The organism is Microbacterium sp. AG790, from assembly GCF_003634765.1.
Classification (GTDB): domain Bacteria; phylum Actinomycetota; class Actinomycetes; order Actinomycetales; family Microbacteriaceae; genus Microbacterium.
Genome location: NZ_RBWZ01000011.1, coordinates 1 through 20,704 on the forward strand (window position 1 = coordinate 1; position 20,704 = coordinate 20,704).

Genomic DNA, 20,704 nt, shown 5'->3' on the forward strand with positions numbered 1-20,704 from the left:
GCTGCACTCCTACAATCACCACAGGCCCCACACCGCGATCGGCGGCCACCCACCCATCAGCAGATTGACCAACGTCCCTGGGCAGCACAGCTAGCCGTCGGCCCGCGTCGGTGTGACGACGTCGTAGACGAGCCGAGCGAACGGCCCGGCCACATCCGCCGATCGCAGTGAGAGATGCTCGGACTCGATGCGCCGAGGCAGGAGAGGCGCCCCCGAGCCGAGCGTGACGGGGGCGATCGACACGGCGATCTCGTCGAGGGCGCCGGCATCGAAGAACTGACCCGCCAGGTCGCCGCCGCCGACGACCCAGATGTCACGATCGCCGGCTGCGGCGCGGATGCGGGGCAGGGCTTCGGCGACCGCTCCGGAGACGAAGGTGACATCGGCGCCGGCAGGAGTCGGGAGTGTGCGCGTGGTGAAGACGAACGTGGGTGTGTCTGCGTAGAGCTGCCGCCAGCGCTCGGGGTGCGCCAGCACGTCCTCCGCGGCGAGCACCCAGTCGTACGTCGTCGCTCCCTCCACGAGCACGCCGGCGTTCGAGGGAAGCAGATCCGGATCGGGGTCGGCCCCACCCGCCGCAGCGAACAGCCAGGCGAGGGAGCCCTCCGCATCGGCGATGAACCCGTCGAGCGAGACGGCGGTGTCGAAGACGATTCGTCCCATGTCGTCGACCGTAGGGACCCCCTCCGACACCGCCGTCTCGAGCGCGCTCAGGCGATCTCCGCGCCCGCCTGCCGTGTTCCGACGATCAGCAGTCGCACGCCGAAGAGAGCGACGATCGCCGTCGCCGCTCCACCGATGAGGAAGGGCAGACGCAGATCGATACGCGCAACGAGGCCGCCGAGGATCGTCGCGATCGGGAACAGCCCCCAGGTGAGGGCGCGCGTGACCCCCAGCACCCGGCCGAAGATTTCGGGCGGGATGATCTGCTGACGAAGGCTGCCCCACGGCACATTCCAGATCGACACCGCGCACGCGGCGAGGGCGAAGGCGATGATGGCCGTCCAGACCGACGGTGCGATGCCGGTGAGCAGCATTGCGACGCCCCCGCTGAAGATGGCCCAGAACATCACCGGCCCCCGGCCCCATCGGGCGACGAGGCGGGGCGCGAGGAGCGATCCGCAGAGGGCCCCCACGCCGAGGCCGGCGGTGACGAACCCGATCGCGGCCGCCGGGACTGCCATCGCATCGACGAAGAAGAGGATGATCACGGCTTGCGCGAAGGCGAGTGCGCATCCGGTGAAGGCGGTGAAGACCACCATCGTGCGCAGATACCGGTGGTGCCACAGGTAGGCGAGCGCTTCGCGTGTGCCCGCACGCGGCGTGGCGGGCTCTGTTGAGCCGGCCGGATCAGGGACGGTGCGAAGGGAGCGTGCCGCCGAGAGGGGCAGGAACAGAGCGAGAACGACGGGGACGAGGTAGCCCGCTGAGCCGATCCAGAGCGGCAACGCGAGCGAGACGGCGAACAGGACGCCGGAGATCGGTGTGGCGATGAAACTGTCGACGGTGACCTGGGCGGCTTGGATCCAGCCGTTCGCCCGGTCGAGCTGATCCCGCTCGACCACCCCGGGGATGACCGCATTCGTGGCGTTGTCGAACAGGGTCTCGCCCAACCCGAACACCAGCGTCGCGACGAACAGCGCCCAGAGGCTGAGGCTTCCCGATGCCCCGAGGATCGCGAGCCACAGTGCGACGGTGCCGCGGATCACGTTGGCCAGCGCCATGACATGGCGACGGTCCATGCGGTCCACGATCATTCCCGCAGGCAACCCGAAGACCAGCCACGGAAGGAACGCGAGGGCCGTCAACGCGGAGATCACGAGAGGGTCGGAGCTCAAGGTGATGGCGATGAGTGGAACCGCGGTGCGTCCGATCCCGTCGGCGAGATTGCTGAAGACCGCTGCCGACCACAGGGTGCGAAAGCCGCGCCCGAGGGGGGAACGGTGCACACGCGGGCGCGGGGAGGATGCCGGTGTCTCGGCATCCTGGTGGGCGGTGGGAGCGGTCACGAGCTGAGTCCTTCTTCGGGGAGGGGGAACACATCGGTGCGGATGCTGATCGGATGGAGGTCCGCGCCGGTCTGGTCGCGGTAGAGATCGCCGTAGCGGAGCACGAGCTCGTGCATCTCTGTGATGAGCGCCTCCGTCTGTGCCGGCGTGAGTCGCAGGGTCGATGTGGCGACCATCGCGGTGGCCTCGTCGAGGCCTTCGGGAGAGGTCAAGGTCTCGTTGACGTACCGCATCAACTGCTGGTGACGCCGGGTGAGAAACTCGCTCATCACGAGCTGCGTCGCGGCTTTGCCGGCGGGTGTCTTCAACGCCTCGGGGTTGGTGAACGAGATGCCGCCCCTGGGCCGCTCCCACCACCGCTCGCGACCGGTGCCACGACCGCTGACCTCTCGGATGAGGTCGTGCTTCGCCAGCGCGCGCAGGTGATAGCTGGTCGCCCCGGAGGACTCCCCCGTCATCGCCGCGAGCGAGCTGGCTGTCTGCGGCCCGTACTGATTGAGGATGTCGTAGATCTCGATCCGCAGCGGGTGCGCGAGCGCGCGCAGAGCTCCGGGATCGAGGGGGTGCTCTTCCGCCCGCTCGCGCGGGGCTCCGGGAGCGGCATCGTCTGTTGTCATGGTGCAAAGATAGCGTTGCAAAGAATGCTTTGCAAGCAGAGGCTTGTACTTTCCGTCCTACGCTGGAGTGATGACCGATGTCGACGCCAATCCTCTGCTGGTTCCTTCCTCCTTGCCCTATGGCCTGCCCGACTACCCGTCGATCTCGCCGGCGCATTACCTGCCCGCCTTCACCGTGGGATTCGCGCGTCACCGCGAGGAGATCGACGCCATCGTCGCGGACGACTCCTCCCCCACGTTCGAGAACACGATCGTCGCGCTGGAGCGCGCCGGAGAGCTGTTGGGCCAGGTCGCGCGCACCTTCTACACGGTCTCCTCAGCCGACGCGACGCCCGAGATCCAGGAGATCGAAGAGACGCTTGCGCCGCTGATGGCCGCGCACCACGACGCCGTGCAGCTCGACGGAGCCCTGTACGCGCGGGTGCAGGCCGTCTATGAGAGCCGCGACGCGCTCGGACTGACCGCAGAGGAGTACTACCTCGTCGAACGTCGCTTCCGCGAGATGACGCACGCCGGCGCGGGACTCGACGATGCCGAGAAGCAGCAGCTCACGGCCCTCAACCAACGATTGTCGGTGCTCACGACGACGTTCGAGAAGAACCTGCTGGCCGACACGAATGAGCTCGCCGTCGTCTTCGACTCCGCCGACGAGCTCGACGGGCTGACGGAGGGCGAACTTTCTGCCGCTGCGCAGAACGCCGTCGACCGCGGACTGTCGGACCGGTACGTGGTGACGCTCACGCTCTTCACCGGACACCCGTATCTGTCCAGTCTCACGCGCCGCGAGAGCCGCCGGCGTCTGCTCGAGGCCTCGCGATCCCGGGGCTCTCGAGGAAACGCGAACGACAATCGCGACGTGCTGCGTCAGATCGTGAGTCTGCGTGCGCAGCGCGCGAGCCTGCTCGGCTGCGACAGTCACGCCGCGTACGTGACCAGCGACGAGACGGCCGGCTCTCCCGAGGCCGTGCACGCGCTGCTGCGGCAGCTCGCCGCACCGGCGGCGGCCAACGCGCGGGCGGAGCAGGCGGCCCTGCAGGCGATGGTGGATGCCGGGTCCGAGCCGTTCCCGCTCGAGGCACACGACTGGGCGTTCTATACGGAGCGCGTCCGCGCCGCCGAGTATGCCGTGGATCGCACGGCGCTGCGGCCCTGGTTCGAGGCTGAGCGGGTGCTCGTGGACGGCGTGTTCCATGCGGCGACCGCGCTGTACGGCGTCACGTTCACCGAGCGCCCCGATCTGCCCGCGTACCACCCCGACGTTCGCGTCTTCGAGGTCCGTAACGCAGACGGCTCCGAGCTGGGTCTGTTCCTCTTCGACCTGTATACGCGTGACACCAAGCGTGGCGGGGCGTGGATGAACTCGATCGTGACCCAGTCGCACCTGCGCGGTACGCGCTCGATCGTGGTGAACAACCTCAATGTGCCCAAGCCGGCCGCCGGGCAGCCGACGCTGTTGACGCTCGACGAGGTCACGACGATGTTCCACGAGTTCGGGCACGCGCTGCACGGCCTGTTCGCGACGGTGACCTTCCCCCACTTCGCGGGGACTGCCGTCTTCCGCGACTTCGTGGAGTTTCCGAGCCAGGTGAACGAGATGTGGATCCTCTGGCCGGAGGTGCTCTCGTCGTACGCGCGGCACATCGACACCGGTGAACCGCTGCCCGCCGATGTGGTCGACAGGCTTCACGCCTCCGAAGCCTTCAACCAGGGGTTCGCGACGAGCGAGTATCTGGCGGCGGCGTGGCTCGATCAGGCCTGGCACGGACTGGACATCGACACAGTGGATGCTGTGGCGGACGTCGCCGCGTTCGAAGCCGCGGCCCTCGCCGACATCGGGTTGGACAACCCCGTCGTTCCGACGCGGTACTCCTCGACATACTTCGCCCATGTGTTCTCGGGTGGGTACAGCGCGGGCTACTACTCGTACATCTGGAGCGAGGTGCTCGATGCCGACACCGTGGAGTGGTTCGCGGAGAACGGCGGCTTGACGCGTGCCGGGGGCGATCGCTTCCGCGAGCGGGTGCTCGGAGTGGGCGGATCGAAGGATCCCCTGGAGGCCTACCGCGATTTCCGCGGGCGGGACGCGGACATCGCCCCCCTCCTGGTACGGCGGGGGCTCGGAGGCTGACGAGCGGGCGGGAGACGGTGGGCGAACGCCCGGTCTCCCGCTTCGCCGTTCAGGGCGCCGCGGACGGGGTCGGAAGGGTTGTCGGCGACGGCGAAGCCGTCGCGGGAGGCTGCGGCGTCGGTGTCGCGGACGGCATCGACGCGGGGCACTCGATCGGGCGGTAGGACGCGCGACCCTGCCGGACGTGGAAGCGGAAGCACTCCGCGGCGCTTCCTGCGGCGACCCCCGGCTGGAACAGTTCGCGTGACGCCTGCGGCTGGACACTCGCGCGAAGGCGAACGTCCACGCGTGCGCCGTCAGCATCCGATGTCGATCCGCGCCACGCATATGCCTGCACGTCGGCACCCGCGACAGCGCCGGTGAACTGGGTGGCGGCAAGCGTCTGTGCATCCACGCCCGGTCCGGGCTGGTTGACCCTGCGCTCCAGTTCGCGCGCTGCCATGTCGACACGGGCGTGCGCGATCGATTCGCCATCGCGTGGGCCGAAGGCGTGCATGAAGGTGACGGCACCGACTCCGGCGAGGATGAGGGTAGCCATCACGATGGCGACGGCGATGCGGAGCACGCGAACGCCTTTGCGTGGCTGGTCCCGGTATGTGTGTGGTGCGGACACCGTTTCAGGCGCTCTTGCGCTTGTGCTCCAGCACGAGGGTCGGTGGAGCTCCCTCGGTGACGGCTGCGCGGGTCACGATGACCTTGGCAACGTCATCCGTGGAGGGGATCTCGAACATGATGGGACCGAGCACATCCTCGAGGATCGCGCGCAGGCCGCGGGCGCCGGTCTTGCGGGCGACGGCGAGGTCTGCGATCGCGCGGAGAGCGTCGTCCTCGAACTCCAGCTCTGCGCCGTCGAGTTCGAACATGCGCTGATACTGCTTCACGAACGCATTCTTCGGTCCGGTGAGGATCTCGATGAGTGCCGCCTGGTCGAGCGGCGCGACGGACGTCACGACGGGCAGGCGGCCGATGAACTCGGGGATCAGGCCGAACTTGTGGAGGTCTTCGGGCTGGACCTCGCCGAAGAGGTTGAGGTCCTCGGACTTGCGATGCAGCGGTGCACCGAAACCGATGCCGTGCTTGCCGACGCGCGCGGAGATGATGTCCTCGAGGCCCGCGAAGGCGCCCGCGACGATGAAGAGCACGTTGGTGGTGTCGATCTGGATGAACTCCTGGTGCGGGTGCTTGCGGCCCCCCTGCGGGGGCACGGAGGCGACCGTCCCCTCCAGGATCTTCAGCAGTGCCTGCTGGACGCCTTCGCCGGACACGTCGCGCGTGATCGACGGGTTCTCGGCCTTGCGGGCGATCTTGTCGACCTCGTCGATGTAGATGATGCCGGTCTCGGCGCGCTTCACATCGAAGTCGGCCGCCTGCAGGAGCTTCAACAGGATGTTCTCGACGTCTTCGCCGACGTAGCCGGCCTCGGTGAGTGCGGTGGCATCCGCAACGGCGAAGGGAACGTTGAGGCGCTTCGCGAGCGTTTGGGCGAGGTAGGTCTTTCCGCACCCCGTGGGGCCGAGCAGGAGGATGTTGCTCTTCGCGATCTCCACCTCATCGGCGCGCTGCTCGGCCGACTGCAGGGTGCCGTGGGCGCGCACGCGCTTGTAGTGGTTGTACACGGCGACGGCGAGAGCCCGCTTGGCCGGCTCCTGACCGACGACGTACTCCTCGAGGAACGAGAAGATCTCGCGCGGCTTGGGCAGATCGAAGTCGCTGACGACGCCGTCCGACGACTCGGCCATGCGCTCTTCGATGATCTCGTTGCAGAGCTCGACGCATTCGTCGCAGATGTAGACGCCGGGACCGGCGATCAGCTGCTGCACCTGCTTCTGGCTCTTGCCACAGAAGGAGCATTTGAACAGGTCGGCGCTCTCACCGATGCGAGCCATGATGCTCCTCCTCCAGAAACCTCTCAGGGATGCGATTCGAGCCTAACCGCTGCGACCGACATCTCGTCGGATTGCGACACGGTTGTGAAACTCTCGACACCTGACGAGGCCCCGCAGTCGGGGGTGACGGCGGGGCCTCGGTCGCGGTGTCGTCGGGTCAGGACGTCAGTGCCGCCGGAACGCGCTTGCGCGAGGTCAGCACCTGGTCGACGACGCCGTACTCCAGGGCCTCGGATGCCGACAGGATCTTGTCACGGTCGATGTCCTTGTGCACCTGCTCCTGCGTGCGGTTGGTGTGGTGCGCCATCGTCTCTTCCAGCCACGTGCGCATGCGCATGATCTCGGCGGCCTGGATCTCGATGTCCGACGCCTGACCGTGGCCGGACTCGCCGACGGCGGGCTGGTGCATCAGGATGCGGGCGTTCGGCAACGCCAGACGCTTACCCGGGGCTCCGGCCGCCAGCAGCACCGATGCGGCGGAAGCCGCCTGGCCGAGCACGACGGTCTGTATCTCGGGCGAGACGAACTGCATCGTGTCGTAGATGGCCGTCATCGCGGTGAAGGAGCCGCCCGGCGAGTTGATGTACATGATGATGTCGCGGTCGGGATCCTGCGACTCGAGCACGAGCAGCTGCGCCATGACGTCGTCGGCGGACGCGTCGTCGACCTGGACGCCGAGGAAGATGATCCGATCCTCGAACAGCTTGTTGTACGGGTCCTGACGCTTGTAGCCGTAGGCGGTGCGCTCCTCGAACTGCGGCAGGATGTAGCGGCTGGAGGGCATCTGAAAGCCCTGCGGGATGCCGGCGGTGGGCATGTTCATTCTCGGTTCCTTCAGTTCTTGGTGCCGCCGCCGCCGATGACATCGGTGGCCGACTCGCGGATGTGGTCGACGAAGCCGTACGCCAGGGCCTCCTCGGCGGAGAACCAGCGATCCCGGTCGCCGTCGGCGTTGATCTGCTCCACGGACTTGCCGGTTTGGGCGGCGGTGATCTCCGCCAGGCGCTTCTTCATGTCGAGGATGAGCTGCGCCTGCGTCTGGATGTCGCTCGCCGTGCCGCCGAAACCGCCGTGCGGCTGGTGCAGCAGCACGCGCGCGTTGGGCGTGATGTAGCGCTTACCCTTGGTTCCCGCCGTCAGCAGGAGCTGTCCCATCGAGGCGGCCATGCCGATGCCGACGGTGACGATGTCGTTCGGAACGAACTGCATCGTGTCGTAGATCGCCATGCCTGCGGTGATGGAGCCGCCGGGCGAGTTGATGTAGAGGTAGATGTCCTTCTCGCTGTCTTCGGCCGCGAGAAGCAGGATCTTGGCGCAGATCTCGTTCGCGTTCTCGTCGCGCACCTCCGACCCCAGCCAGATGATGCGGTCTCTCAGCAGCCTGTCGAAGACGCTCGTAGCGACAAGTGGTTCAGCCATGGATACTCCTGATTCCGGGTTTCCGTACGCCATTGAATCTATCTGCGCGGGCACGCCGCCTCGCCCGTGTTCGCCGTCGGCGGAGCCTCGTGTCGCGCGTATCGGCCCGGGCAACGACGAAGGGCCGGATGCCGCAGCATCCGACCCTTCGTGGGAACGCGTCCCCGTGGACTTACTCCGCGTCGGCCTTCTTCGCCGGCGCCTTCTTGGCAGCGGGCTTCTTGGCTGCGGGCTTCGTGGCGGCCGGCTCCTCGGCGGCATCCGTGTCGGCCTTCTTGGCGGCGGGCTTGCGCGCCGGTGCCTTCTTGGCCGGCTTCGCCTCGGCATCGGCTGCCTCGTCGGCGATCTCATCCGCCTCGGCGACAACCTCGGCCTCGGCTTCGGCCTCGTCCTCCACGACGAAGCCGGTCAGGTCGACCGCCTTGCCGTTGGTGTCGACGACCGACACCTTGCCGAGGGCGATGGCGAGCGCCTTGTTGCGGGCGACCTCACCGACCATCGCCGGGAGCTGGTTGCCCTGCTGGAGCGCGTCGACGAACTCCTGGGGTGCCATGCCGTACTGCGCGGCGGACTGGATCAGGTACTGGGTCAGCTCCTCCTGCGAGACCTGCACGTCGTGCGCCTCGGCGAGCTTGTCGAGGATCATCTGGGTGCGGAACTGCTTCTCGCTCGCCTCGGTGACCTCGGCGCGGTGCTCGTCGTCCTCCAGGCGCCCCTCGCCCTCGAGGTGGGTGTGCACCTCGTCTTCGACGAGCTGCGCCGGGACGGGGATCTCCACCTTGGCGAGCAGCGCCTCGATGAGCTTGTCGCGCGCGGCGGCACCCTGCACGTAGACCGACTGCTCGGAGACGCGCTCGGCGAGGCTCGCGCGCAGCTCCGCGATCGTGTCGAACTCGCTCGCCATCTGCGCGAAGTCGTCGTCGGCCTCGGGAAGCTCGCGCTCCTTGACGGCGGTGACGGTCACGGAGACCTCCGCCTCCTGGCCGGCGTGGTCGCCGCCGACGAGCGAGCTGCGGAACGTCGTGTCCTCGCCCGCGGTCAGCGACTCGACGGCCTCATCGATGCCCTCGAGCAGCTCGCCGGAGCCCACCTCGTACGACACGCCCTCGGCGCGGTCGATCTCGGCGCCGTCGATGGTGGCGACGAGGTTCAGCTCGACGAAGTCGCCCTTGGCCGCGGGACGGTCGACGGTCACGAGCGTGCCGAATCGACCACGCAGGCGGTCCAGCTCGGCGTCGATCGCGGCGTCGTCGGTGTCGACGGCGTCGATCTCGACGGTCACGCCGTCCAGGGCCGGCAGATCGAACTCGGGACGCACGTCCACCTCGACCTCGACCTTGAGGTCACCGGAGAAGTCCTTGTCGCTCGGCCACTCGATGACCTCCGCCGACGGGCGACCGACGATGCGGACCTCGTTGGCGGTGACGGCTTCGCGGTAGAACGTGTCGAGGCCCTCGCTGACCGCGTGCTCGATGACGGCGCCGCGGCCGACGCGCTGGTCGATGATGGGCGCGGGCACCTTGCCCTTGCGGAACCCGGGGATCTGGATGTCCTGGGCGATGTGCTCGTACGCGTGCGAGATGCTCGGCTTGAGCTCGTCCGGGGTGACCGTGATGTGGAGCTTGACCCGGGTGGGGCTGAGCTTCTCGACGGTGCTGGTGACCATGCCTGTGTTCTCCTCGTGTCCGGACGCACACGTGTGCGTCCGTGGTTTCTTAGGTCTGGCGGTCGTTCTGTCGGGGCGACAGGATTTGAACCTGCGGCCTCCCGCTCCCAAAGCGGGCGCTCTACCAAGCTGAGCTACGCCCCGGGCGCGCACTCACTTTTTCAGGTCGCATGCGCCGATTAACGGCCGTTGGTCAGTCTAGCCGACAAGACCTTGTAGACTCTTCGGGATGCCGCTCGCGGGCGGCCTCGGGGATGTAGCTCAATGGTAGAGCCTCAGTCTTCCAAACTGATGGTGCGGGTTCGATTCCCGTCATCCCCTCCACATGATCCCTGCGACGCCGGTCTTCCAGCGCTTCCAGAGCGCCGTCCCCAACCGTCACGGCAGATTCCCCGGCGTGTTCGCCCTCGTGAACGGTCTTCGGGACGAGGGCCGGTTGTCCCCTCGCGATGCCGCATGGGTGGGCGCGTCCCATCGTCGCGCCGATGCGCTCTACGCCGATCCGACATCGATCGTTGCGAACTGCTACGACCCCGTCGTCAACCCTGGTGCGCGTTCGTGGTTTCGCGCCTCCGCGACCGTCCTCACGCGGTCGCCGCGGGACGCGCGGACGATCTCCGGCGCGTGGATGTCGGAGTAGTCGACGAGAATGGACGCCCGGTCGCGGGGCGCGCAGGACTCGAAGTAGAGGCGTTGACCGTCGACATAGCGGCGCTGACTGCTGTCGGCGGCATCCGGCGTCGAGCCGTCGCGGTGAGACAGGCGCCGTACCGATTCCGCGAAGGGCACGTCCAAGAAGACGCTGCAGTCCCAGATATCGCGGAGCTCCGCGCGGTGCAGGAAGATGCCGTCGACGATCACCGTCGCCCCGGCGAGGACGGGATGCCGAGGAGCGGAGAGGTCGGCGTCACTGTCGACATCGTGGATCGCGGCAAGGTAGGTGCCTGTCCCTGACCGGAAGGGGGCGACGACCTCACGGTGGAAGGCCTCGTAATCGTAGGAGTCGAGCCAGAATCCCTCGGGCGAGCGGGGGCCCCGCGCGTGGCGTTCGCGGCGCGGTCGATGGAATCCATCGATGGAGATCCGCACGACCGGGGCCATGGGCCGCAGGACATCGGCGAGGTCGTCGGCGAGGGTCGTCTTTCCGGCACCGTCGACGCCGTCGATCCCCACGAGGACGCAGGAGTGCCCCGTGGGGCAGGGCAGCAGTCGAGCCAGTTCCTCGACGAAGTGGCGATGTGCCGACGACACCGACCTCACCGCGCGTCGGATGCCGTGGCGTGGGCTGCCGAGTGCGCGCGGTAGATCTGGGCGTTGCGGAGGATCCCCGCCTTCTCCTCGTCGGTGAGCTCGCGGCGGACTTTGGCGGGCACGCCGGCAACCAGCGATCCCTCCGGGATGACGGACCCTTCGAGCACGACGGCTCCCCCGGCGATCAGGCACCCCGAGCCGATGACCGCACCCGACAGCACCACGCTGCCCATGCCGATCAGCGAGCCATCGCCGATCGTGCACCCGTGCACCACGGCGTTGTGACCCACCGACACATCCCGCCCGATGACCACGGGGTGCTCGGCATCCACGTGCACCGAGACGTTGTCCTGCAGGTTGCTTCCGGCTCCCAGCGTGATCGAAGCGCTGTCGCCGCGGACGACGGCGTTGTACCAGACGCTTGCGCCCTCTTCGAGGGTGACGTCGCCGACCAGGCGTGCGCCGGAGGCGACGAACGCGGTCGCGTGTACGACCGGCCGACCGGCCGGGATGGACAGAATCGAGGCGTCGTCGGCGATCGTCATGTGGCCGACGATAGTCGCTGCGGCATATTCACGGCCCATCCGTAAGCCCAGCCTTCTCTACCTTGCGGAATGCAGGGCGCTCGGTAGCGTTGTCATCAACGTGGGAGAACCCCGACGAACGGAGACGAGATCATGACCAAGACGCAGAACATTTCCATGACCGCTGCCGGCCCCGAGGCGGCCGCCGGCACCGCCCAGTTCCTGACGCCCGTCGTGCTCGGACTGCAGGCCCTGGCTGTCAACGGCAAGCAGGCGCACTGGAACGTGCGCGGCGCGAACTTCATCGCGATCCACGAGCTCCTCGACCAGATCGTCAGCAACGCTCAGGGCTTCGCCGACCTCGCAGCGGAGCGCATCGTCGCCCTCGGTCTGCCGGTCGACGCGCGCGTGTCCACGGTCGCCGAGAAGACCGGCGCCACCTCGGTGCCGGCCGGCTTCGCGCAGTGGCAGGACGAGATCGTCGCCATCGTCTCGGACATGGATGCCGTCATCTCCGACGTGCAGGCCGCGATCGACGGACTCGACGAGACCGACCTCACCAGCCAGGACGTCGCGATCGCCATCAAGGCCGGCATCGAGAAGGACCGCTGGTTCCTCTCGGCCCACCTCGCCGCGTAATCACAGCTCGACACGAACGCCCCGGGAGGAGATCCCGGGGCGTTCGTTGTTCGTCGGGGCTCATGACACGTGCGTGAGACGTCCCTCGATCATCGTCGCCTGGGCGACTGTCGCGCGCAGGCTCGCCTCGGCGGCGCTCAGCGGGTCGCGGTCGACCACGACGAGATCGGCCACGTCGCCGGGGAACAGTGCCGAGCCGGTGTGCGATCCGCCGTCGGTGGAGGCGGCGAGGGCGGTCGCGGCATCCACGCCCTCTTCCGGGCGCCAGGCCGGGCGCCCGTCGCGGGTCCGGAACACGGCGGCGGCCATCGCTGCCCACGGATCCAGCGGGGCGACGGGCGCATCGGATCCGAAGAAGAGGTTGGCGCCGGATGCCGCCAGCGAACGCAGCGCGTACGGGATGCCGGTCTGCGTCGCCCAGATCGTGTCGGTCATATCGCGGTCATCGATCGCGTGCTCCGGCTGCACGCTGGCACCGACGCCGAGGCGCGCGAAGCGGGGGATGTCGGCGTGGGCGACCAGCTGTGCGTGCTCGATGGTGCCGGTCGCACCGGTGGTCGCGAACGCGTCGAGCGCGTGCGAGTTCGCGACGTCGCCGATGGCGTGCACGGCGCACGCCAGCCCTCCCCCGGTGGCGCGGGTCATCAGCTCCGCGAGCGTCTCCGGGGGCACGGTGAGCAGCCCGTGGTTGTGGGGGTCGCCGGGATAGGGGTGCGAGCATGCTGCCGTGCGGGTGCCGAGCGAGCCGTCGGTGATGATCTTCAGCGGCCCGACGCGGACGAGCCCCGCCCGATCCAGCGCATCGCCCGACGCCAGCCCCTCCGCCAGGGCGCGGTCGAGCTGCGCCGGATAGATGCCGAAGCGGACGCGGGCGGCGTCGAACCCGGCATCCAGCCGGCGGCGCCACGCATTCGCGTTCCACGCCATGTCGAGATCGACGATGCCCACGATCCCGCGCGCGGCGGCGTCGTCGAGTGCCGCCGTCACCAGCCGGTCGCCGACGAGAGGATCGGCGGCGTTCAGTCGACGGGAGATCTCGAACGCGGGTTCTTCCCGCAGCACACCGGTCTCATCGGCCGTGAAGCCCTCGCGTCGCAATGCCGCGGTGTTGAGCCACACGCTGTGCACGTCGGCGTTGATCAGGTACGTGGGCACATCGCCGGTCGCCGCGTCGAGAGCCGCGAGGGTCATCTCGTCGGGCCACAGCGCATCGCGAAAACCGGTGCCGATACGTCGACCGTCGCCGAGCGGCGCCGCACCGGCCATCAGAGCGGCGGCCTCGGCGGCCGAGCCCATCGAGCCCAGCGCCACGCGCTGCGCCACGAGTGCCCACTGGACGGTGTGCACGTGGTGATCCCAGAGCCCCGGGATCACCCAGCCGCCATCCGCGTCGAGCACCTCTCCGCGTCGGGGAAGGGCACGCACCGGGGCGATGTCGACGATCCGCCCCTTGGCGAGGTGGATGTCGACCGGGTCGTCACCGAACGGGTCGAGCCGGTCGGCACCGGTGAGGCGGGCGTTGGCGATGACGTCGACGGTCGCGCCTCGCGGCGGCATCCCGTTCACAACTCCTCCTCAGGACGCGTCGACGGCGCAGGTGAGGCCTCTTCCGTCCCGTTCAGGCGGAGTTGTGCACCACGCGCGGCCCGGAGAGTCTCGTGCGCGCGGCGCATCTCCCCCGCCAGCCGTGGATCGGCGTAGGGGCTGCCGGCCTCCAGCTGCACGATGACCTCGTCGACGGTCGCGTCGGGCTTGTTCTGGCTGAGCTTGCGCTTGGCCGCCACCTTTGTGGGCGTCAGCCGGAAGCCAACGGTGCCGCGCTCCAGTCGCCGGACGAACTCCTCATCGTTCGGCGGCTGCCACATCAGCCGCGGCTGCGGCAGGGCGCTCTCGAACCGTGCCACCAGTCGCTCCAGCACCCGGAGGTTCTCTTCCGGCGTGAGGATCTCGGGGATGCCGGACAGGTGCACGGCGACGTAGTTCCAGGTCGGGACGTTGGGTCCGGGGAGGTACCACTGCGGAGAGATGTACCCGTGGGGCCCTTGCGCGATGACCAGCAGCTCGTGCTGCCCGAGGCCGTGGATCGCATCGTCGGGCCTGCCGACGTGGCCGACGACCGTGAGATCGTCGCGGCCATCGTCCAACAGCACGGCGTAGTGCGAGGCGACCAGACCGTCGGGTCCCTGGCTCACGAGCGTCATCCAGGGGTTCTCGTCGAGGATGCGCCGCAGCTCGGCGACGTCGGTCATGGTGAAGCTGGGGTTCTGTCTCATCGGTGTTTCACTTCTGGCAGTTCGGGCACCAGTAGAGCTTTCGGGCGGCCATCTCCTCGAGGACGATCTCGGTGCCGCAGATGCGACACGGCAGCCCTGCCCGGTGGTATACCCAGTGTCGATCGTCGCGGCTCGCCATGGCGCGCCGGTAGGCCTCGGCGTCGAGGTCGTCCATGGTCATCATCTGGCCCGTCTCGACCCCGATCACGAGCAGGCGCGACCAATCGCGCCAGAGCTGTCGCACGAGCTCTTCGGGAACCAGCTTTCCCGGCGTGTGCGGGTCGAGCAGGGCGCGGTACAGCAACTCCGCCCGATAGACGTTCCCGATGCCGCTGACGACGGATTGGTCCATGAGCAGCAGACCGATCGGCGTGGGCTTGCGGCGGACGGCCGCGACGAAGCGTTCCTCGCTCTCGGCGAGATCATCGACCAGAGGGTCGGGTCCGAGTTTCGCGATCGTCGCCTGCACGTCGTCCGGAGTCTGCAGCTCGCAGGCGGTGGGGCCGCGCAGATCCGCGGAGGTGAGGGCGGTGAGCAGTCGCAGCCGGACCTGGCCGACGATCGGTGGCGGCCACTCGGTGTCGTCGGCGCCTTCCAGGCCGCGCGTCTGCTCACTCATCCGCACATGCACGCGGGTCTTGCGCGGCGCGCCGATCGAGCTCAGAGAGTTCTCGCCCGCGGCGTCGTAGACGGCGTCCGGATCGGTCCCGCGCTGATTGGTCTGTCCCATGCGCCCGTTGGCCGAGGCGATCGTGGGATCGATCTCGATTTCGCCCGCGAAGTCCCACGCGCCGTACATGCCGAGGTGCACCCGGAGCCAGACGTCTCCGTCGAAGGCGAGGAACATCTGCTTGCCGACAGCGCGCACCTCGATCGCTTCGCGGCCGTCGATGACCGCGGCGCCCTCGGCGAAGCGGCCCTGCGGACTGGATGCCGCGACCTCGCGTCCGACGATGTTTCGATCGAACTGGCGGGCGATGCGGTGTACGGAGTGTCCCTCGGGCATCAGCCGGCTTCGGGATCCATCGCGTCGACGGACTCGCCACCCGCCGGCGCGGGCGCCGCTGCCCGCGGGTCGGGAAGGAGACTGCCGTCGTGCTCGAACGCCGCCAGCTGGGCGATGCGGCGCGCGTGGCGCTCCTCCCCCGAGAACGGGGTGGCGATGAAACGGTCGATGAAGGCGATGGCCTCGTCGACGGTGTGCTGACGGGCTCCGATGGAGATCACGTTGGCGTCGTTGTGCTCACGCGCCAGCTCGGCGGTCGCGATGCTCCAGACGAGGGCGGCGCGGACACCGCGCACCTTGTTGGCGGCGATCTGCTCGCCGTTTCCCGACCCGCCGAACACGACGCCCAGCGTCTCGATCCCGGCGGCCTGATCGCGGACGACGGCCTGGGCGGCGCGGATGCAGAACGCGGGATAGTCGTCGAGCGGGTCGTACTCGATCGGCCCGTGGTCCACGACGTCGTGGCCCTGCCCCGCGAGGTGGTGCTGCAGCTGCGTGGAGAACTCGAGCCCCGCATGATCGGTGGCGATGTGGATGCGCATGCCCCCATCCTAGGGAGCCCCCGGGGTGCCTGCGGCGGCGCGTGAAGAGGCGATATGATGGCTTTATCATGCCATTCACTCAGAGCCAGCGCCCCCTCTACGAGGTCAAGGCGAACCTGTTCAAGGGGCTGGCGCATCCCCTCCGCATCCGTCTTCTCGAACTGCTCGCAGGGGCTGAGGAGGTCCGCGTCGCGGACCTCCAGTCCGAAACGGGCCTGGAGGCTTCGCATCTGTCGCAGCACCTCTCCGTGCTGCGCCGTCACCGACTCGTCGAGTCCGAGCGTCGCGCCAGCCACGTCTACTACCGGTTGGCCGACCCCCGCGTCGCGGACCTGCTGACCGCGGCTCGTGAGCTGCTTCTCGGCATCCTGAGCGCGGATGGCGAGCTTCTCGTCGATGCGCAGTCCCTGCCCGCCCTGCCTGCGGCGCGCTCGTGAACGTCCGGATCCGCAACCTGCTGCCCTCGGGTCGGGACTACGCGGGGCTGCGGCGCACGTGGCGCGGTGACCTCGTCGCCGGCGTGACCGTCGGCATCGTCGCGCTCCCGCTGGCGCTGGGCTTCGGCGTGAGCTCGGGTCTCAGCGCGGAGGCGGGCCTGGTGACGGCCGTCGTGGCCGGCGTGATCGCCGCGGTCTTCGGCGGCTCGCACGTGCAGGTGTCCGGGCCCACCGGGGCGATGGTCGTCGTCCTGGTTCCGATCGTGGCCAGCCACGGTCCGGGCGCCGTCGTGGTGGTGACGCTCCTGGCGGGCGTCCTGGTGGTCCTTGCCGGCGTGCTCCGGCTGGGGCGCGCCGTCTCCTTCATCCCGTGGCCCGTCATCGAGGGATTCACCCTCGGCATCGCGGTGATCATCTTCGCCCAGCAGATCCCCGCGCTCGTGTCGTCCCACGTCGCCGGTGCGAGCGAGCACAGCTCCAACGCGATCGTCGCGGCCGTGCAGGCCTTCGCCACTCTCGACCCTGCGTATGCCGCGTGGGCGCTGGGAGCAGTGGCCGTCGTCACGGCATGCATGTGGGGTGCGCCCCGGCTGCACCGCAGTGTGCCCGGCTCTCTGGTCGGCATCGTCGTCGTCGCCGTCGCGGCCCTCGTCGTCGGCGCCCCGTTGGCCCGGATCGGTGCCCTCCCCGGCACACTGCCCGCTCCCGCGCTGCCGGCGATCGACCTCTCCAGCCTCGCGGCCCTGACGGCCCCGGCCGCGACGGTCGCGGCGCTGGCCGCCATCGAGTCGCTCCTGTCGGCGCGCGTCGCCGCGAGCTTGGGTGACACGGGGACCTACGACCCGGATCGGGAGCTGATCGGGCAGGGGCTCGCATCGATCGGTTCGTCCCTGTTCGGCGGGATGCCGGCGACCGGCGCGATCGCACGGACCGCCGTCAACGTGCGATCGGGTGGGCGCAGTCGCCTGGCCGCGGTGACGCATGCCGTCGTTCTGCTGCTGGTCGTGCTCGCGGCCGCCGGCCCCGTCGGGCAGATCCCGCTGGCAGCCCTCGCGGGCGTGCTCATGGTCACGGCCGTCCGGATGGTGCATCTCGACACCGTCCGCGCCATCCTGCGCTCCACGCGAGCGGATGCCGTGGCCTTCGTCGCCACGGCGGTCATCACCGTCTCGTTCGATCTGATCGTCGCGGTCGTGATCGGCGTCGCCTTCGCGGGCTTCTTCGCGCTGCGCGGCATGTCGCAGGCGTCGCAGGTGCGGCGCGAAGCCGTGCGCGGACAGACGCAACCGGGCGACGAACGGATCGCGATCCTGCGCTTCGACGGGCCGCTGTCGTTCACCTCCGCTGATCGGGTGTCGGCCGAAGTCGACGCGGTTCGCGACGTGTCGGTCGTCATCATGCGGATGAGTCAGCTGGAACTGGTCGATGCGACGGGGGCGCACATGCTCGGCGAGATCACCCAGACGCTGGAGCGCCGCGGCATCACCGTGCTCATCAAGGGCGTGCAGCCCCGACACGAGGACCTGTTCCGCACGGTGGGCGTGCTGGCCGCCCTGCGCCACCACAACCACCTGTTCACCGACCTCCCCTCCGCCATCGCACACGCCCGCAGCCACGTGCAGCGTGAAACGACGACCGCGTAGGCTGGATGGGTTGCCGTCGGCGCCAGCAGTGCCGGATGGTTCAGACCCCACCCCTCACCCACGGGAGTACCGCAGTGCCTGGAGAGAACCTCACCCGCATCGAGGCGCAGGAGCGCCGCGCGATCGTCGACACGCAGTCGTATGACATCGCGCTCGATCTCACCCGTGGGGCGGAGGTGTTCGGCTCACGCACGGTCGTGCGTTTCGGCGCGACCGAAGGTGCGTCGACGTTCATCGACCTGATCGCCCGCGACGTCCGCGAGATCACGCTCAACGGCACCCCGGTGGACGCGTCCGCCTTCGGCGACTCTCGCATCGTGCTGGAGGGTCTGCGCGCCCAGAACGAGCTGATCGTCGACGCCGACTGCCTGTACACCAACACCGGCGAGGGCCTGCACCGCTTCGTCGACCCGGTCGACGGCGAGGTCTACCTCTACTCGCAGTTCGAGGTTCCCGACTCCCGTCGCGTGTTCGCCGTGTTCGAGCAGCCCGACCTGAAGGCGACGTTCCGCTTCACCGTGACGGCGCCCGCCGCCTGGAAGGTGATCTCCAACTCCCCCACGCCCGAGCCGGTGGCCGGCGATGGTGGCGCCGCGATCTGGGCGTTCGAGCCCACCCCGCGGATCTCGTCCTACATCACCGCCATCGTCGCCGGCCCGTACGAAGCGACCTTCAGCGAGCTGACCAGCGCCTCGGGCGCCGTCATCCCGCTCGGTGTCTACGGCCGAAAGAGCCTCTGGCAGCACCTGGATGCCGAGTACATCTTCGACAAGACGCGTGAGGGGTTCGCGTACTACGAGGAGAAGTTCGGCGTCCCCTATCCTTTCGCCAAGTATGACCAGCTCTTCGTCCCCGAGTTCAACGCCGGCGCGATGGAGAACGCCGGGGCCGTGACGTTCACCGAGACGTACGTCTTCCGCAGCAAGGTGACCGACGCCGTCAAGGAGCGCCGCGTCGTCACGATCCTGCACGAGCTGGCGCACATGTGGTTCGGCGACCTGGTGACCATGAAGTGGTGGAACGACCTCTGGCTCAACGAGTCCTTCGCCGAGTGGGCGTCGACGATCGCCACCGCGGAGGCGACCGAGTGGACCGAGGCGTGGACGACCTTCAACGCGATGGAGAAGACCTGGGCGTACCGCCAGGACCAGCTGCCCTCCACGCACCCGGTCGTCGCCACGATCAACGACCTCGAAGACGTGCAGGTCAACTTCGACGGCATCACCTACGCCAAGGGTGGCTCCGTGCTGAAGCAGCTGGCGGCGTGGGTGGGCATCGACGCCTTCTTCGCCGGCGTCGGTCAGTACTTCCAGAAGCACGCGTTCGGCAACACCGAGCTGTCCGACCTGCTGGTCGAGCTGGAGGCCACGAGCGGCCGCGACCTGTCCGGCTGGTCGCAGAAGTGGCTCGAGACCGCTGGCGTCAACACACTGGCACCCGAGCTGCGCGTGGGCGATGACGGCGTCATCTCACGGTTCGCCATCGTGCAGACCGCGCCTGCCGATTACCCGACGATCCGTCCGCATCGCCTCGGCGTCGGCTTCTACGCGCTCGAGGGTGGGGCGCTCGTGCGCACACGCCACATCGAGCTCGACGTCGATGGCGACCTCACGGAGGTGCCCGAACTCGTCGGTGAGCGTCAGCCCGACCTCATCCTCCTGAACGACGAGGACCTCGCCTACGCGAAGATCCGTCTCGACCCGCGCTCGCTGACCACCGCGATCGACCACCTCGCCGGTATCAGCGATCCGCTGGCGCGCTCGCTCGTGTGGGGTGCGGCCTGGGATCAGACACGGGATGCCGAGGCGTCGGCATCCGATTACATCGATCTGGTCCTGCGCAACATCGGCGCCGAAACCGAGTCCACGACGGTGCGCACCACCCTCGCGCAGCTGCAGCTCGCGGCGAACGCGTACGTCGCTCCCGACAAGCGCGAGGCTGCGCGGGTGCGTGTCGCCGACGGCCTGTGGGCGCTGGCTCAGGGCGCCGAGGCGGGCAGCGACAGCCAGCTCCAGTTCGTCACGGCCTTCGCCTCCGCAGCGGCGACGGCCGCACAGTGGGAGACGGTGCGCGCTCTGCGCGACGGTGAGCTGACGTTGCCTGAACTCGAGATCGACGCCGACCTCTCGTGGGCGCTGCTGGTGTCGTTGGCAGCCGGCGGCGTCGTCTCGTCCGAGCAGATCGATGCGGCGTTGGCAGCGGACAACACGGCGAAGGGCGGAGAGTTCGCGGCGCAGGCGAAAGCGGCCCTGCCCACGGTCGAGGCCAAGCGTGCGGCCTGGGCGTCGCTCGTCGACAGCGCCGACCTGCCGAACACCGTCGTGCGCTCCGCCGCTCTCGGATTCGTGCACCCCGCCGGCATCGCGGCGCTGGAATCGTTCGTCCAGCCGTACTTCGACATGCTGCTGCCGGTGTGGGAGTCGCGCACCTACCAGATCGCGAACTACCTCATCACGGGGCTGTATCCCGCGCCGCTCGCCTCCCTGGCGTTGCGCGACGCGACCCGTCAGTGGCTCGCCTCGCACACCGAGGCCCCGGCGGCCCTCCGCCGACTCGTGAACGAGAACCTCGCGGGCGTCGAGCGCGCCCTCGCTGTGCAGGAGCGCGACGCCGACAGCTGATCGCGTCCCGCCACGCTCAGCCGCGCATCCTTCGTCCGGACGA

The 20,704-nt window shown here is 68.7% G+C and carries 19 protein-coding genes and 2 tRNA genes; 6 read left to right on the top strand and 15 right to left on the bottom strand.

Annotated features, from left to right (window positions below; all coding sequences use genetic code 11):
- Window positions 1–90 precede the first annotated feature (90 nt).
- Genes DEU37_RS12120 through DEU37_RS12130 form a run of 3 tightly spaced genes read right to left on the bottom strand, consistent with a single transcriptional unit; the run spans window position 91 to window position 2,626 of the window.
- A complete protein-coding gene (locus tag DEU37_RS12120) occupies window positions 91–663 on the bottom strand; it encodes a dihydrofolate reductase family protein (RefSeq protein ID WP_183043683.1) in 573 nt (190 codons plus the stop codon).
- Window positions 664–710: 47 nt separating this feature from the next.
- On the bottom strand, window positions 711–2,009 hold the full coding sequence (locus DEU37_RS12125) for an MFS transporter (protein WP_121190926.1): 1,299 nt from the start codon (window positions 2,007–2,009) through the stop codon (window positions 711–713).
- Complete coding sequence (locus DEU37_RS12130) at window positions 2,006–2,626, bottom strand: helix-turn-helix domain-containing protein (RefSeq protein WP_121190927.1); 621 nt, start codon at window positions 2,624–2,626, stop codon at window positions 2,006–2,008. The genes DEU37_RS12125 and DEU37_RS12130 overlap by 4 nt, the downstream gene beginning before the upstream one ends.
- A 70-nt stretch (window positions 2,627–2,696) precedes the next feature.
- Here DEU37_RS12130 and DEU37_RS12135 point away from each other — a divergent pair, with 70 nt between their 5' ends.
- Window positions 2,697–4,754: a M3 family metallopeptidase gene (locus DEU37_RS12135; RefSeq protein WP_121190928.1), complete on the top strand. Its 2,058-nt coding sequence runs from the start codon at window positions 2,697–2,699 to the stop codon at window positions 4,752–4,754.
- 49 nt (window positions 4,755–4,803) lie between these two features.
- On the opposite strand, the gene DEU37_RS12140 is transcribed toward DEU37_RS12135, so the two are convergent.
- The 6 genes from DEU37_RS12140 to DEU37_RS12165 all read right to left on the bottom strand — a co-directional run bounded on the left by DEU37_RS12140 (window position 4,804) and on the right by DEU37_RS12165 (window position 9,869).
- Entirely contained in the window at window positions 4,804–5,319 is a 516-nt protein-coding gene (locus tag DEU37_RS12140) for a hypothetical protein (RefSeq protein ID WP_121190929.1), read from the bottom strand.
- Between the two features lie 52 nt (window positions 5,320–5,371).
- Window positions 5,372–6,640 (bottom strand): ATP-dependent Clp protease ATP-binding subunit ClpX, encoded by a 1,269-nt coding sequence (gene clpX, locus DEU37_RS12145; protein WP_005050338.1) that lies wholly within the window; start codon window positions 6,638–6,640, stop codon window positions 5,372–5,374.
- A 157-nt stretch (window positions 6,641–6,797) separates the two neighbouring features.
- A complete protein-coding gene (locus tag DEU37_RS12150; RefSeq protein ID WP_005050337.1) occupies window positions 6,798–7,463 on the bottom strand; it encodes an ATP-dependent Clp protease proteolytic subunit in 666 nt (221 codons plus the stop codon).
- Between the two features lie 11 nt (window positions 7,464–7,474).
- Window positions 7,475–8,059, bottom strand: a complete 585-nt coding sequence (locus DEU37_RS12155) for an ATP-dependent Clp protease proteolytic subunit (protein ID WP_016465111.1) — start codon at window positions 8,057–8,059, stop codon at window positions 7,475–7,477.
- A 172-nt stretch (window positions 8,060–8,231) separates the two neighbouring features.
- Window positions 8,232–9,725, bottom strand: a complete 1,494-nt coding sequence (gene tig / locus DEU37_RS12160) for a trigger factor (RefSeq protein ID WP_121190930.1) — start codon at window positions 9,723–9,725, stop codon at window positions 8,232–8,234.
- A 70-nt stretch (window positions 9,726–9,795) separates the two neighbouring features.
- Window positions 9,796–9,869 (bottom strand) — tRNA-Pro (locus DEU37_RS12165).
- A gap of 106 nt (window positions 9,870–9,975) precedes the next feature.
- Here DEU37_RS12165 and DEU37_RS12170 point away from each other — a divergent pair.
- Window positions 9,976–10,049: transfer RNA gene (locus DEU37_RS12170), tRNA-Gly, on the top strand.
- 201 nt (window positions 10,050–10,250) lie between these two features.
- Here DEU37_RS12170 and DEU37_RS12180 read toward each other — a convergent pair.
- Entirely contained in the window at window positions 10,251–10,976 is a 726-nt protein-coding gene (locus DEU37_RS12180; protein WP_183043684.1) for a uridine kinase, read from the bottom strand.
- A 5-nt stretch (window positions 10,977–10,981) separates the two neighbouring features.
- Complete coding sequence (locus DEU37_RS12185; RefSeq protein ID WP_036283518.1) at window positions 10,982–11,521, bottom strand: gamma carbonic anhydrase family protein; 540 nt, start codon at window positions 11,519–11,521, stop codon at window positions 10,982–10,984.
- Window positions 11,522–11,653: 132 nt separating this feature from the next.
- Here DEU37_RS12185 and DEU37_RS12190 point away from each other — a divergent pair, with 132 nt between their 5' ends.
- On the top strand, window positions 11,654–12,139 hold the full coding sequence (locus DEU37_RS12190; protein ID WP_121190931.1) for a Dps family protein: 486 nt from the start codon (window positions 11,654–11,656) through the stop codon (window positions 12,137–12,139).
- A 60-nt stretch (window positions 12,140–12,199) separates the two neighbouring features.
- On the opposite strand, the gene DEU37_RS12195 is transcribed toward DEU37_RS12190, so the two are convergent.
- The 4 genes from DEU37_RS12195 to DEU37_RS12210 are packed head-to-tail and all read right to left on the bottom strand — an operon-like array spanning window position 12,200 to window position 15,960.
- Entirely contained in the window at window positions 12,200–13,696 is a 1,497-nt protein-coding gene (locus DEU37_RS12195; protein ID WP_259457290.1) for an amidohydrolase, read from the bottom strand.
- 5 nt (window positions 13,697–13,701) lie between these two features.
- Entirely contained in the window at window positions 13,702–14,412 is a 711-nt protein-coding gene (locus DEU37_RS12200) for an FMN-binding negative transcriptional regulator (RefSeq protein WP_121190933.1), read from the bottom strand.
- A 7-nt stretch (window positions 14,413–14,419) separates the two neighbouring features.
- Window positions 14,420–15,418, bottom strand: a complete 999-nt coding sequence (locus DEU37_RS12205) for an Fpg/Nei family DNA glycosylase (RefSeq protein WP_121190934.1) — start codon at window positions 15,416–15,418, stop codon at window positions 14,420–14,422.
- Window positions 15,418–15,960: a ribose-5-phosphate isomerase gene (locus DEU37_RS12210; protein WP_121190935.1), complete on the bottom strand. Its 543-nt coding sequence runs from the start codon at window positions 15,958–15,960 to the stop codon at window positions 15,418–15,420. Before DEU37_RS12210 ends, DEU37_RS12205 begins: the two co-directional genes overlap by 1 nt.
- Window positions 15,961–16,028: 68 nt before the next feature.
- Between DEU37_RS12210 and DEU37_RS12215 the strand changes: the two genes are divergently transcribed.
- The 3 genes from DEU37_RS12215 (at window position 16,029) to pepN (ending at window position 20,661) form a co-directional block, all read left to right on the top strand.
- Window positions 16,029–16,397, top strand: a complete 369-nt coding sequence (locus DEU37_RS12215; RefSeq protein ID WP_016465102.1) for a helix-turn-helix transcriptional regulator — start codon at window positions 16,029–16,031, stop codon at window positions 16,395–16,397.
- Window positions 16,394–18,040 carry a SulP family inorganic anion transporter gene (locus DEU37_RS12220; RefSeq protein WP_121190936.1) on the top strand — a complete coding sequence of 549 codons (1,647 nt, stop codon included), beginning with the start codon at window positions 16,394–16,396 and terminating at the stop codon, window positions 18,038–18,040. The genes DEU37_RS12215 and DEU37_RS12220 overlap by 4 nt, the downstream gene beginning before the upstream one ends.
- A gap of 74 nt (window positions 18,041–18,114) precedes the next feature.
- The gene (gene pepN / locus DEU37_RS12225) at window positions 18,115–20,661 is read left to right on the top strand and encodes an aminopeptidase N (protein WP_121190937.1); all 2,547 of its coding nucleotides are present in this window, start codon (window positions 18,115–18,117) and stop codon (window positions 20,659–20,661) included.
- Window positions 20,662–20,704 lie beyond the last annotated feature (43 nt).